We start from the raw sequence: 13026 nt of genomic DNA on the forward strand, positions 1-13026 counted from the left end.
GTTTCCGGGCGAAAAGCCGATAGGGGCGCAGGCGACCGCGGGCTCCGGCCCGCCCTGCCAAGGAGTGCCTGCATGTCGCCTCAGCCCGTCCCCGCTGCCCCGCGCCCGCCGTTGCGTGTCGCGCTCGCTGGTATCGGCGTCGTCGGCGGCGGCGTCGTCCGGTTGCTCGAGGCCAATCGCGACCTGATCGCCCGCCGCGCCGGCCGCGCGGTCGAGATCGTCGCCATCTCCGCGCGCGATCGCCAGAAGGATCGCGGCGTCGATCTGTCGCCCTATCGCTGGGAAGACGATATGGCGGCGCTGGTCGAGGCCGACGATGTCGATGTGGTGGTCGAAATGGTCGGCGGCGCCGACGGCCCGGCGTTGACGCTCGCGCGTCAGGCGCTGGGCGCCGGCAAGGCGCTCGTCACCGCGAACAAGGCGATGATCGCGCATCACGGGCTCGATCTGGCGCGGATCGCCGAGGCGCAGGACAGGCCGCTGAAATATGAAGCCGCCGTCGCGGGCGGCATCCCGGTCATCAAGGCGATCCGCGAAGGCGCGTCGGCGAACGAGATCGCGCGCGTCTATGGCATCCTCAACGGCACCTGCAATTATATCCTGACGCTGATGGAGCGCGAGGGCGCGAGCTTCGCCGATGCGCTCGCCGCGGCGCAGGCCGAAGGCTATGCCGAGGCCGATCCGACCTTCGACGTCGATGGAATCGACGCCGCGCACAAGCTGTCGATCCTCGCCGCGCTCTGTTTCGGCACCCGGCTCGATTTCGACACGGTGACCGCCGAGGGTATCCGCGGCCTGATTGCCGCCGATATTCGCGAGGCTGCGGCGCTCGGCCACCGCGTACGCCTGATCGGCATGGCCGAACGCGACGAAAGCGGTCTCTATCAGCATGTCCAGCCGTGCCTCGTCCCTGCCGACCATCCGCTGGCCTATGTCCCCGGCGCGCTCAACGCCGTCGTCGCCGAGGGCAACTTCGTCGGCCGCCTCTTTTTCGAAGGCGCGGGCGCGGGCGCGGGGCCGACGGCGTCGGCGATCGTCGCCGACATCATCGACATCGCGCGCGACGAATATGGCCCCGCCTTCGCGATGCCGGTCGATGCGCTCGATGCCGCCCCCGCCGCCGATGCGGGCGCGCGCGTCGGCAAACATTATGTCCGCCTGATCGTCGAGGACCGGATCGGCGTCCTTGCCGAGATCGCGACCGCGATGCGCGACGCCGGCGTTTCGATCGAAAGCTTCATCCAGCGCGGCGACGATGCCGAAGGCGGCGTCCTGATCGCGCTCGTGACGCACGAAGGCCCGGGCCGCGCCGTCGCCGCAGCGCTCGCTGCGCTCGCCGCCTCGGATCATGTCATCGGCACGCCGATGCACATGCCGATCCTGGCGCTCTGACCCTGCTTGCATTCGCGAAACCCCCTGTTACCCCTCGCATAAGGGAACGGGGGGATGGACATGGATATAGCGATCCGGGACGGCCTGGCCGACGCACGCGCGCTGGCCCGCCAGCATTGGCAAGCGCTGCTGGCCTATGTTGGCCTCGGCGTCGTGCTGCCCTTTCTGTTGCTGTCGAGCGAGCCGATCTTCGATCTGCGCACCCTTGTCGCCATCGCCGCCGATCCCTGGACCTATCGCGTCAGCGGCTCGATCACCGGACCGCTCTATCTTCTGGGTATCGTCAGCCTGATCGTCAGCGGCGCGCTGCTCGCGGCGTGGAATGCGCTGCTCGCCGACATCCGCGAGGGTTATATTTCGGAGATCATGTACGGGCTCGTCGCGGGGGCGGCCTATCTGGCGGTCAATATGATCCTTTATTTTGGCGTCGGAATCATCTTGTCGCTGCCGATCCTGCTGCTCGCTGCATTTCAGCCTGTTCAGAACTATGGAATCGCCCTTGTGATCCTCCGCTATATCGTTTCGGCGCTGCTCGGCTCGTGGATCTATGCGCGCTTCTGTCTCGTCGGCCCGGTAATGGCGGCGAGCGGGCGGCTCGAGCCGGTATCGGCCTTTGCCGAATCCTGGCGCCGCACGCGAAAGGCGTGGCCGCGCCTTCTCGGGCTCTATCTCGCCATCTATGTCGTGTCCGGCCTGCTGACGCTGGCGCTACTCGCGCCGCATCTGTTCATCCTGTTCAACAGCGCGCCCGGCAGCTTCGCCGAAACGGCGATGAGCGTCGGGTGGCTATTGTTCTGGGCCGCCTATTTCCTGATGCTGCTGCTCGTTCCCGCGGGTCTGTACCGTGCATCCGAGGGTCGGGCCGCGGTCGAGGTCTTTGCCTAGGCTGCGCGTCTAGGGCTCCTCGGGCAGCGCGGGGGTGCCCCTTTCGGGATCGGTCGCGCGCTTCGCCATCTCGTAAAGCGGATTATATTCGGGGCCGGGCTTGTACCGCCCGCCGATCGGCATCCAGTTATAGGGCAGCTTGTCGAGGCTCATCGCCTTCGCCTCGGCGCGCGGGATTTGCGGCGATGCATCCTGACCCACCCCGGCGATGGCGCGCAGTTCGGGCGACAGGCGATTGCGGTCGGTATCGGAGCCACACACCAGAATCTCGCCGGCCTTGATCGGGCCGCAGCGGCGCACGGGGTCGGGCAGCACCCGGCTGCGCGCGATCGCCCCCTCTGCGTCCTGCGCGGGCGGCGGCGACGCCTCCTGCGCCGCGAGCGGCGGCGCTGTCATGCCGATGACGCACGACAGCGCAATCACGCCCCCGAATCGGGCGAAGCGATCTCGACAAGCGGGGCGCACGACCATATGGCGCCCAGCATGCCGATGGGGCGGAGCAAGTAAAGACGGAGATGTGTACCGATGGCAAAAAGTGGCGGTAGCAACCTCGACCGGGTCCTGGTGCTCGAAATGGTGCGCGTCACCGAAGCCGCGGCGATCGCCGCCGCCAAGCTGATCGGCCGCGGTGACGAAAAGGCGGCCGATGCCGCCGCCGTGGAGGCGATGCGCAACGCGTTCAACACGCTCTATATGGACGGCACGATCGTCATCGGCGAAGGCGAGCGCGACGAAGCGCCGATGCTCTATATCGGCGAAAAGGTCGGCAATGCGCCGGGCAAGGGTCCGAAGATCGACATTGCGGTCGATCCGCTCGAAGGCACGACGATCACCGCCAAGGCCGGCCCCAACGCGCTCGCGGTGCTCGCGATCGCCGAAGAAGGCTGCCTGCTCAACGCCCCCGACGTCTACATGGACAAGCTTGCGGTCGGCCCCGGCTATTCGCCCGGCATCGTCAATTTCGACAATAGCGTGCGCGAAAATGTCGAAGCGGTGGCCCGCGAAAAGGGCTGCGCGCCGGCCGACATCATCGTCTGCGTCCTCGACCGCCCCCGCCACGAAGCGATCATCGCCGAACTGCGCGCGATCGGCTGCGGCGTTGCGCTGATCCCCGACGGCGACGTCGCGGGCGTGATCGCGACGACCAATCCCGAAACCAATGTCGACATCTATATGGGATCGGGCGGCGCCCCCGAAGGCGTCCTCGCCGCAGCGGCGCTGCGCTGCGTCGGCGGCCAGTTCAAGGGTCGCCTGCTTTTCCGCAACGACGACGAGCGGCTGCGCGCGAAGAAATGGGGGATCGAAGATCTCGACCGCGTCTACGACCTCGAAGATCTGGCGAAGGGCGATGTGATCTTCGCCGCAACCGGCGTCACCGACGGCTCGCTACTGCGCGGCGTCAAGCACCGGCGCGGCGGCATTTTGACCACCGAAACGGTCGTGATGCGCGCATCGTCGGGCACCGTGCGCTGGGTGAAGGGCGAACATCGCCTCGGCTGAGGATGCCCTGCCACCCCAAAGCGGGATCAGGACTCTAGCCGCCGCCATCCCTCGCATCATTGGGCGGTGCCCGTGCGCCGCCCTGTCCCCCGTCGGCGGCGTCCCCGCCCGCCAGCGCGCGCGCCAGCGGCCTTAGCGCCAGCGTTCCGAGCCGAACGCGCGGCATCTGCTTGCCGGGGACGGCGGACAGCACGAAAGCGGGATCGAGCCGCAAAGCGGCCGCCGATGCCTTCGCCATCCGCACCGTGTAACGCCCGTAAGCTACGCTTTCGAAAAGGAAATATCCGTCAAACTCGGTCAGCGTGGTCGCGCGCACCCGTCCTTCGGCATCGACCAGCTCGAGCTGCAATCCCTCGATCGCATTGCCGCCGTCGCGCATTGCGACGCCTTCGATTTCGCCGGCGGCGGTCAGCGGCAGCGCGACCCGCGTCGCGACGCCGGGCCGCGGCGTGACGACCACACCGGGCAGCGCGGGCTGGACATAGGGATCGGGCAGGCTCCCGGCGTCGATGCCGATCATCACCGGACGAAAGGGTTCGAGTCCGTCGATCGTGGCGCTGCCATCCTTCGCGGTCGCGCGATCGACAAAGGCATTGCCCGCGGTCAGCGGGACGTCGGCGACCGCCGCTTCGCCCGGCTGGCGGATGCCGTCGCCATTATCGTCCATCCACACTTCGGCGAGCACCTGACCGCGGCTCGCCAGTTTTTCGCTCGACACGCGCCAGCCCCCGCTGCCGCCATCGGCCCGGCTGCGCGGCCCGAAGCTGAAGGCGAGCGACAATGACGCCGCGACCGAGCCGTCGCTCGCCACCTCACCGAAGCCCGAAAGCTGAAACTTGTCGAAACGCCGCGTGTAGCCGATCCCGGCGCGCGCGCGGTCGAGCCCCTTGTCATAGCCCAGCTCGGCGCGCCATTCGGCGTCGCGCTTGCCCGACCATTCGGCAATTGCGGTCAGGCGCGAATCGGCGTTTGATCCCGCCAGCGCAAAGCGCGCCTCACCGCGCAGGCGGACGCGCCCGATACGCGCATTGGCGAGCAGTGTGGCGGTCAGATTGTCGGGCGGGTCGGGGCCATAGGGCACATCCGATCGCGACCAGTCGATCTGCCCGGTCAGCGTCATGGTGCGGAAACTCGCCGAGGCGCGCGCCGAGGCCTCGATGCTCGAAACGCCCGAGGTCCGGTCGATCTTCGCCAGATCGACGTGCAAGGGCAGCACCGTCTGTCCCAATTTTACCGACTGGTCGATCGACACCGAATAGAGGCCGTTGATATTGTTGATGAAACGGTCCGAAACAAAACCGCCCCAACCGCGCATGGCGTCAGCGCGGATATAGGTTTCGCCAAAGCCGGCGAGCCAGCTGGCCCGCAGCGCGCGACCGCCGTCGTCGGCATAGGCAGCGCCGACCTCCAGCAAGGTCGGTCCGATCGAACGGCGCAGCGCCGCTTCGCCATAGTTGCGGCGGACGTTTTCGATCAACAGGCTGTGGAAATAGGCGGCGATCGAGGTGCGGGTATCGAGGCCGCGCTCGATCCCCGCCGAACCGCGCCAGCCGCGCCGGAAGGCGCCGCCGCGCGGCCCGCCGAACTCGATCAGGTCGGTATCGTCCTGGGCAATCCCGGCCCAATACCAGGTCTTTTGCGGCGGAATCGAATCGAGCCCGACCTGCAACTGCCGGATCTCGCGCCGCACTTGCCCCTGCGGGCCATAAAGGACGATTTCGAACCGGTTCGATCCATATTGCAGTGGGACGCCCAGAAATTCGTAGCGGCCATCGCCATTAGGGCTGGTAAAGGCCAGCAACTGGCCGTTGCGATAGAGTTCGGCGTCCCATCCGGCGGGCAGATCGCCCCGGAAATCGGTCTTGTCGAACGCATCGGGGCGTTCGACCGGGCGATTGGTCAGGACCGCGCCGCGGCCCGGTACCGACTGGGCGACGATTCCCGTCGACAACAGGCTGACATCGCCGACCGCATAATGCGTCGCGTGGAGCGGGCCGAGAAGCTGGCCGGTGGGATCGGTGCGATAGAGCCGCAGGCGCAGGCTGTCGGGAACGCCCTTGTCGTCGGATGACAGGCGCGCATCGAAGCTTTGCTTGAGCAATTCGCCGGCCGCAAAAATCTCGTAGCGCGCCTGCGTCGAAGAGCCGCCCTGCTTGTCGGACACCACACCTGCCGAGGCGACGACATCGATCGACGGCGTGCTCCACATGCGGTAGGGGCGCGCCGCTTGCGGCAGGCTGGCGAGGTCGAAGCGCGTCTGCGGACGGATCGTTGCGGCGCGCGCGCGGCGTTCCGCGGCGAGCTGAAACGGCAATTTTTCCTTCGAATCGATGCGCAAAACCGCATTCGACAGGTCGGCGCTGATCGGCACCCCGATCCATTTCGACAGGCTGGCAAGGTCGACGCACCACCCCGCCGCCGTGTCGCGGATCGTCGTCGCGCCGATCCGGAAACGCTCGCTGCCCGCGCGCACTTCGCCCGCGTCGCGGTCGATCAGGAAGGTGCGGCGCTCGTCGAGCACCCAGCCGGTTGCGCGGCGCAACTTGCGGTCGACGCGCACCGCGAGATCGAGTGCGAGCACAACGTCGGCAAGATCGACGCACAGCCCCTGCGGCGTCTGATAGCCGCGCACGCCGTCGCCGAGCCGATATTGGCCCGAGCGCAGGTCGAACAGCCAGCGGTCGTCTTCGTTCGGTTTCCAGCCGTCGCTAGGAATTTGAGAAATATCTGTTTTTTCAGCGGCATGGGCGCCGGTGGGCAGCGTGCCCACCAGCGCCATACCGGCGGCGAGCGCCGGCAGCAGGCGTTTCAGGAGGGCGCCGAGCATCGCCGCCTCCGCCCGATCCCGCGCGCCGTCCGGCTATTTCACCACCCGGTCGACCTGATCGATCGTCGCGCCGCCGACTTCGCGATCCTCCGCATAGCGGATCTGCACCGGCCCTTTCAGCTTCGCCGCGACCTCTGCCGGCACGCGCAGCGAAACGGTGCGCTCCCCGACCTCGGGATAGACGGCGATGCCGCGCGCCAACAGCAGCGGCTCGGCCACACCCGGCCGCGTCACCGCGATATCGCCATAGACCGACCGGTTGCCGGTGCGCGTCAGGTGGAAATTGAAGGCAGGTCCGTCGCGCGTATCCCCAACCCAAGCCTCCCCGATCTTTGCGGTCGCCGCGAGGTCGCCGACACGCACGATGATCGGGATAGTGATGCCATAGATGGGGGTAAGCGCGATCGACACACCTTCGCCCTTCGGCTTGGCAGGATCGGCGATGGCCGGTGCCGCATCGGGAACCGCGCGGAACAGCATATGCGCGCGATATTCACCCGGCGCGAGTCCTTCGGGGATACGTACGCCGATGCGGATCACCTGCGGCTGGTTCGGCGGCAGCGTCACGCGGCGCGGGCTGAAGGCGATCATGTCGAGCGCGGCGCGTTCGGCGGCGTTCGCGTTGGCCTCGTCGATCTCGTCGAGCCCGCCCTCGGCGGTCATCCGCTTGACCTCCAGGCTGACGCGGTAGGTGGCGGGTTCGGCCCCGATGTTGTTGAGCACCACCTCGGTACCGCGCGATCCGTCCAGAATCACGCGCGTCGGCGCTACGAGCAGATCGCCCGCGGCGTGCGCGGACGGCGCGGCGCCGCTGCACACAGCCGCCGCGAGCAGGCAAAAGCCCTTGGAAAAGCGAAGCATAGACACGATCCCCACAATCGGTCGGGGGCTGCGGTCGCCGCCCCCAGGTTGGTCGCATCCCTGTTGCCCCATCATGGTTGATATTTCGCTAACCATGCCGAGCAGCGTGCATCTGCCAAAGCCACGCACGCGAAAAGGGGCCGCCGGAGCTGGTATCCGGCGACCCCTTTCGATGGCCGGCACGCCCACGGGCGCGCCGATCCCCCCACCTGATGATTCTAAGGCTTACTGGTAGTTGGCGGTGACGTTGAACGTGCCGCTATAGTCGCCAGCCGTCTGGTTGGCGCCAACGCTGAGCGTGCCGCCGACCTGAAAGCTGCCGCCGGTCGCACCGAGCGTGACGTTCGTCGCCGAATAGCTGAGCGTCGAGTTCATCGTGCCGCCGAGCGATCCGTTGAGCGTGACATTCGCGTCGCCGCCGACCACGACAACCGCACCATTGGTGCCGGTGATGTCGAAATTGGCCGCCGTCGTGGTGCCGGTGCAGGTCAGCCCGGTGCCGCAGGTCACGCCGCCCGCGGTCGACACCGCGACCGTCGAGGCGGTCGCGCCGCTGATGACGGTCGCGAACTGCAGGTCGCTGGTGTTGGAGAGCGTGATCTGGCGAAGGATTTTCGCCTTTGCCGTACCCGTGGCCGTCGCCGCATGCGCCGCCGGGGCGTTCATGGCGAGAGCAGCAATCGCGGCGCCGATGAGGGCGCGCTTCATTCCAATGGTGCGCATAAGTTGGTCCCTTGAACAGTCGATAATCGAATGGAAATCCCACCCCATTCGCCGACCACTTTAGCGGGCGACCGGTTCAGCTTTTGCCCAACAAGCATGGTTAACAGCGCATATAGAATTGGCCCGCGTTGCAAGGTGCAAGCGAGCAAAAACAAGACGTTACGCCAGTTTTCGGTCAATCGTGGGGATTGCCGTCGCCCCCTTAACGGCCCGCTGCGGGACAGATTAAGCGCGTCGGATAGAAAAATATCAGGGGCGAATCGCGATGATCCGGCACACGCCGATCAGATCGATTCGCCCGAAAGCCGCTGGCAGATCATGTCGAGCTGGTCGAGCGACGCGAATTTCAGCGTCAATGCGCCCTTGCCGCCGCCCGCATAATGGATCGCAACGCCAATCCCCAGCAGCTCGGACAGATGCCGCTCGACTGCGACGATGTCGGGATCGCGCCCGCCGCCAGCCGCGCTCGGGCTTTCGGCGGGCGCCTTGCGGCCGCCCCCCTTCGCCTCGCGCACCAGCGCCTCGACCGTACGCACCGACAAGCCTTCCTGGACGACCCTGCGCGCGATCGCCTCGGCGCCGTCGGCCCCGATCAGCGCGCGCGCATGACCCATCGACAGCGATCCGTCACCGACCAGATCCTGCACTTCGACCGGAAGGTCGAGCAGACGCATCAGATTCGAAACATGGCTGCGCGACTTGCCGACCAGCTTTGCCAGCGCTTCCTGGCTGTGACCGAAATCCTCGATCAGCTTGCGATAGGCGCTCGCCTCTTCGATGGCGTTCAGATCCTGGCGCTGGATATTCTCGACCAGCGCAATCTCATAGGTCGCAGCGTCGTCGAGTTCGCGCACCAGCGCCGGAATCTGGTGCAGCCCCGCGCGCTGCGCTGCGCGCCAGCGGCGTTCGCCGGCGACCAACTGGTACCCCTCGCCCCCCGGCGCGCGCCGGACGATGATCGGCTGCAACAGGCCGCGCGTCCCGATCGAATCGGCAAGCTCGGCAATCGCATTTTCATCGAAGTGGCGGCGCGGCTGGCCGGGAAGCGGGCGAATTGCGCCCACCGCGATATGCTGCACCGAATCGCCAGCAGGTGCTGACGTCGCCGGGCGGGCGGCCCCGGGACTCGCGAGTACCGGGGCTTCTGCCGCTACGTCGCCGAAAAGCGCATTCAGACCGCGGCCGAGTCCCGACGGGCGTTTGCGCGGCGCAGATTGTCCGGTTTCATCTTTATTATCAGCCATTTATGCAGCCTTGCGAACATTGGGCAGGCGGTCGATCAATTCGCGCGCGAGCGCAATATAGGCGGCCGATCCAGCGCAGCGATGATCGTAGATCAGCGCCGGAAGCCCGTGGCTCGGCGCCTCGGACAGCCGCACGTTGCGCGGAATGACGGTCTGAAAGACCACCGGCCCCAGCACTTCGCGCACATCGTCCGAAACTTGGTCGGTGAGCCGGTTGCGGCGATCGAACATCGTCAGCGCGACGCCGAGAATTGACAATTTCTGGTTAAAGCGACCGCGTACGCGCTCGACCGTAGTGAGCAGCTGGCTCAACCCCTCGAGCGCAAAGAATTCACACTGCAACGGCACGATCAGCGATTCGGCGGCGATCAGCGCGTTCAGCGTCAGCATGCCGAGCGACGGCGGACAGTCGATCAGGCAGATATCCCACTGCCCCGCCTCGGCACTCGTCAACGCCTGCTCAAGGCGATGGAGCCGATCGGCAAATTCGATCAGTTCGATCTCGGCACCCGACAGATCGACCGTCGCAGGGACGATATCAAGCCGCGGCACTGCGGTCGGGACGGCACAATCGGCCAGCTGCGCATCGCCGCGCAGCAATTCATAACTCGAAAATTCGCGCTGCGACTGCGCGATTCCGAGCCCCGTTGAGGCGTTGCCCTGCGGATCGAGGTCGATGATCAGCGTGCGCCAGCCCGTCGCCGCAAGCGCGGTCGCCAGATTGATCGCGGTCGTCGTCTTGCCGACCCCGCCTTTCTGGTTCGCCACGGCGATACGGATCATCGCTTTCCTCGCTGTTTTGCGCCGATCGTCCCCATGCCGACCAATATCTGGCTCTCGGCGTCGGTCCGGCTCTGTTCCACGTGAAACATTCTCTGCCATGGCTGCGGCAGAGATGCCAGTTCCTTAACTGCATTTCGCCCCTTTGGCAGCAGCCACCGCGTCGATTCGGTGGAAAAACGCGTGGATAAGGCGATCAGCTTGTCGAGCGGCGCAAAGGCTCGCGCGCTGATCGTCGCGGCGGGGCGCGTCGCGATGCGTTCGAGCGGCGCTTCGACAACCTCGACATGCGCAAGATCAAGTTCGCCCGTGACCGCACGCAAAAAATCACAGCGCCGCCGCCGCGATTCGACAAGCAGCATCGGGCGCGACGACAGGATTGCGACGACCAGCCCCGGCAACCCTGGTCCGCTGCCCAGATCGATCCAGAGCCCCTCGCCCGCATCGTCGAGCGCCAACAACTGCGCGCTGTCGGCGATATGCCGCACCCACAAGGTCGAGACTGTCGATGCAGCGATCAGATTCTGCCGGGCGTTCTCCTCGACCAGCATCGCGGCAAAGCGATCGAGCTGCGCCCATTGCTGTTCGGTCAGCGCAAAGGCCGCCCCGATCCAACTGCGTGCTTCCGCTTCGCTTGTCAGCAATTCAACCGTCATGCGTATATTGTCCCGTCGATCAATGGCCTTCGATCTCTCCCCGCCCTAGCGCCTTGTGAGCGGGATTTGAATCCCGCGTCGGTGGGAGTGCGAGGTCGATCACAAGGCGGACCTGCATCATCGCTAGCCACCGGGGGAGTCGCCGAGAACCACCATCACATTTCTGCTCACACGAGCGTTGGAGGTGGCAATGGAGTCTCTTCGGCTTGCCCGCTTTGCGGCAATAGCAGCTTATTCGATAGAAATGTCGGCCACACCCACCTCACGCCGCCCGTCGTCGGCTATGCACCATGATCGCGGTCAGCGCCGCAGGGGTCACACCATCGATGCGTCCCGCCTGGCCGAGCGTTTCGGGCCTCGCCTTGGTCAGGCGCTCGACCATTTCGCGCGACAGGCCGCCGATCGCGGCATAGTCGATCGTAGCGTCGAGCAGAACAGCCTCATTCGCCGCGAGCGCGCGCAGTTCAGCTTCTTGCCGTGCAATATAGGGCGCATAGTGCGCATCCTCGGCAAGTTCGGCGAGCAATGCCGGGTCGATGTCAGCCAGCTCGGGCGCGAGCGCCACTAAGTCGCCGATCGCCACACCCGAAAAGCGCAACAGATCGATTCGCGTCCGCGGTGCGCCGTCGCCAGGCAACGCCAAGCCCATGGCGGCATAATCGGCGCTCGACACCGGTGCCGACAGCAGCTCTACCGCTTTGGCGCGCTCCGCCATGCGCGCTTCGAACTGCGCTGCCGTCGCGGGCCGCACCAGCCCCAATGCGATTCCCTTCGGCGTCAACCGCGTCGCGGCATTGTCGGCGCGCAGCCGAAGGCGATATTCGGCGCGCGCGGTGAGCATGCGATAGGGTTCGGTGACGCCCTGCAACACCAGATCGTCGACCATCACCCCGATATAGGATTCGGAGCGGTCGAGAATCATCGGCTCGCGGCCCTGTACCGCAAGCGCGGCATTCGCCCCCGCAACCAGTCCCTGTGCCGCCGCTTCCTCATATCCGGTGGTACCGTTGATCTGACCCGCGCACCACAGGCCGGCGATTGCACGCACCTGCAGACTGCGGTCGAGCGCGCGCGGATCGATATGGTCATATTCGACCGCATAGCCGGGCACCGTCATCTCGACGCGTTCCAGACCCTCCATTGTGCGCAGCATCGCGAGCTGGACATCGGCGGGCAGCGAGGTCGAAATGCCGTTCGGGTAGACGAGCGGCGAATCGAGCCCCTCGGGTTCTAGAAATACCTGATGCCCGTCGCGGTCGGCGAAGCGGTGAATCTTGTCCTCGATCGACGGGCAGTAACGCGGCCCTGCCGCCCCGATCGCGCCGGTGAAAAGCGGCGAGCGGTCGAGATTGTCGGCGATGATGCGATGCGATTCGGTGTTGGTGCGCGTGATTGCGCAGAAAATCTGCGGCACTGTCCGCTCGCTGTTCCACGTGGAACAGGTCCAGCGCGCGCCTTCGGCGCTGTCCGACCGTTGTTCCTCGAGCCGCGCCCAATCGATCGAGCGCCCGTCGAGCCGCGGCGGGGTTCCGGTCTTGAGCCGCGCCATCGGCAAAGCCGCAGCACGCAATTGCTCGGCGAGCCGGTGTGCGCCGGATTCGCCGAGCCGCCCGCCGGTCATGCGCTCCTCACCCCGAAACAGGCGCCCGCCGAGGAAGGTGCCCGTCGCGAGCACGACCGCTGGGGCAACGAGACGCGTCCCGTCGCCCAGTTCGATACCTTCGACGCGCGCGCCATTGTCACCCAGCACCAGCGCAGCGGCTTCGCCCGCTACGACAAGAATCCTCTCCTCCGCTGCAAGCAACGCCTGGATCGCGTCACGATAGAGTTTGCGGTCGGCTTGAATGCGCGGGCCTTGCACCGCAGCGCCCTTTGACGCGTTGAGCATCCGATAGTGAATCGCGGCGGCATCGGCGGCGCGCGCCATCCAGCCGTCGAGTGCATCGACTTCGCGCATCAGATGGCCCTTGCCGAGGCCACCGATCGCCGGGTTGCACGACATCGTGCCGATCAGCGCCGGGTCGAAACTGACGAGCGCAACGTGCGCGCCGAGCCGCGCCGCGGCACCCGCGGCCTCGGTTCCGGCGTGCCCTCCGCCGACAACGATCACGTCGAAAATCTTGCTGCTGTCCATGATTGCCGCGCCCTTAGCCGATTC

At 66.4% G+C, this 13026-nt stretch carries 11 protein-coding genes; 3 read left to right on the plus strand and 8 right to left on the minus strand.

Annotation, left to right across the window (positions count from 1 at the left end; genetic code table 11):
• Positions 1-72: 72 nt before the first annotated feature.
• The gene (locus ATE59_RS00320; RefSeq protein WP_058810812.1) at positions 73-1392 is read left to right on the plus strand and encodes a homoserine dehydrogenase; all 1320 of its coding nucleotides are present in this window, start codon (positions 73-75) and stop codon (positions 1390-1392) included.
• Positions 1393-1446: 54 nt separating this feature from the next.
• Complete coding sequence (locus ATE59_RS00325) at positions 1447-2277, plus strand: hypothetical protein (protein ID WP_058810813.1); 831 nt, start codon at positions 1447-1449, stop codon at positions 2275-2277.
• A gap of 9 nt (positions 2278-2286) precedes the next feature.
• Here ATE59_RS00325 and ATE59_RS00330 read toward each other — a convergent pair whose 3' ends face one another.
• A complete protein-coding gene (locus ATE59_RS00330; RefSeq protein WP_231737132.1) occupies positions 2287-2673 on the minus strand; it encodes a hypothetical protein in 387 nt (128 codons plus the stop codon).
• A gap of 129 nt (positions 2674-2802) precedes the next feature.
• Between ATE59_RS00330 and glpX the strand changes: the two genes are divergently transcribed.
• Positions 2803-3777: a class II fructose-bisphosphatase gene (glpX, locus tag ATE59_RS00335; protein ID WP_003042088.1), complete on the plus strand. Its 975-nt coding sequence runs from the start codon at positions 2803-2805 to the stop codon at positions 3775-3777.
• A 34-nt stretch (positions 3778-3811) separates the two neighbouring features.
• Here the strand turns inward: glpX and ATE59_RS00340 are convergent, their stop codons facing one another.
• The 7 genes from ATE59_RS00340 to mnmG form a co-directional block, all read right to left on the minus strand.
• Positions 3812-6604 carry an MSCRAMM family protein gene (locus ATE59_RS00340; protein WP_058810815.1) on the minus strand — a complete coding sequence of 931 codons (2793 nt, stop codon included), beginning with the start codon at positions 6602-6604 and terminating at the stop codon, positions 3812-3814.
• A gap of 33 nt (positions 6605-6637) precedes the next feature.
• A complete protein-coding gene (locus ATE59_RS00345) occupies positions 6638-7465 on the minus strand; it encodes a fimbrial biogenesis chaperone (protein ID WP_058810816.1) in 828 nt (275 codons plus the stop codon).
• A 225-nt stretch (positions 7466-7690) separates the two neighbouring features.
• The gene (locus tag ATE59_RS00350; RefSeq protein ID WP_058810817.1) at positions 7691-8188 is read right to left on the minus strand and encodes a DUF4402 domain-containing protein; all 498 of its coding nucleotides are present in this window, start codon (positions 8186-8188) and stop codon (positions 7691-7693) included.
• A gap of 284 nt (positions 8189-8472) precedes the next feature.
• A complete protein-coding gene (locus tag ATE59_RS00355; protein ID WP_058810818.1) occupies positions 8473-9432 on the minus strand; it encodes a ParB/RepB/Spo0J family partition protein in 960 nt (319 codons plus the stop codon).
• Positions 9433-10215, minus strand: coding sequence for a ParA family protein (locus tag ATE59_RS00360; RefSeq protein ID WP_003042095.1), 783 nt, complete (start codon positions 10213-10215; stop codon positions 9433-9435).
• On the minus strand, positions 10212-10868 hold the full coding sequence (gene rsmG, locus ATE59_RS00365; protein ID WP_058810819.1) for a 16S rRNA (guanine(527)-N(7))-methyltransferase RsmG: 657 nt from the start codon (positions 10866-10868) through the stop codon (positions 10212-10214). The genes ATE59_RS00360 and rsmG overlap by 4 nt, the downstream gene beginning before the upstream one ends.
• A gap of 262 nt (positions 10869-11130) precedes the next feature.
• A complete protein-coding gene (gene mnmG / locus ATE59_RS00370; protein WP_058810820.1) occupies positions 11131-13002 on the minus strand; it encodes a tRNA uridine-5-carboxymethylaminomethyl(34) synthesis enzyme MnmG in 1872 nt (623 codons plus the stop codon).
• Positions 13003-13026: the final 24 nt, after the last annotated feature.

Origin of the sequence: Sphingopyxis sp. A083 (genome assembly GCF_001468495.1) — a bacterium.
Classification (GTDB): Bacteria; Pseudomonadota; Alphaproteobacteria; order Sphingomonadales; family Sphingomonadaceae; genus Sphingopyxis; species Sphingopyxis terrae.

Bases quoted from the DNA above. Each gene is read 5' to 3' on its own strand.
- ATE59_RS00360 (WP_003042095.1), bottom strand. From the start codon at position 10,215: ATGATCCGTATCGCCGTGGCGAACCAGAAAGGCGGGGTCGGCAAGACG.
- ATE59_RS00320 (WP_058810812.1), top strand. From the start codon at position 73: ATGTCGCCTCAGCCCGTCCCCGCTGCCCCGCGCCCGCCGTTGCGTGTC.
- mnmG (WP_058810820.1), bottom strand. From the start codon at position 13,002: ATGGACAGCAGCAAGATTTTCGACGTGATCGTTGTCGGCGGAGGGCAC.
- ATE59_RS00350 (WP_058810817.1), bottom strand. From the start codon at position 8,188: ATGCGCACCATTGGAATGAAGCGCGCCCTCATCGGCGCCGCGATTGCT.
- ATE59_RS00340 (WP_058810815.1), bottom strand. From the start codon at position 6,604: ATGCTCGGCGCCCTCCTGAAACGCCTGCTGCCGGCGCTCGCCGCCGGT.
- ATE59_RS00330 (WP_231737132.1), bottom strand. From the start codon at position 2,673: ATGACAGCGCCGCCGCTCGCGGCGCAGGAGGCGTCGCCGCCGCCCGCG.
- glpX (WP_003042088.1), top strand. From the start codon at position 2,803: ATGGCAAAAAGTGGCGGTAGCAACCTCGACCGGGTCCTGGTGCTCGAA.
- rsmG (WP_058810819.1), bottom strand. From the start codon at position 10,868: ATGACGGTTGAATTGCTGACAAGCGAAGCGGAAGCACGCAGTTGGATC.
- ATE59_RS00355 (WP_058810818.1), bottom strand. From the start codon at position 9,432: ATGGCTGATAATAAAGATGAAACCGGACAATCTGCGCCGCGCAAACGC.
- ATE59_RS00345 (WP_058810816.1), bottom strand. From the start codon at position 7,465: ATGCTTCGCTTTTCCAAGGGCTTTTGCCTGCTCGCGGCGGCTGTGTGC.
- ATE59_RS00325 (WP_058810813.1), top strand. From the start codon at position 1,447: ATGGACATGGATATAGCGATCCGGGACGGCCTGGCCGACGCACGCGCG.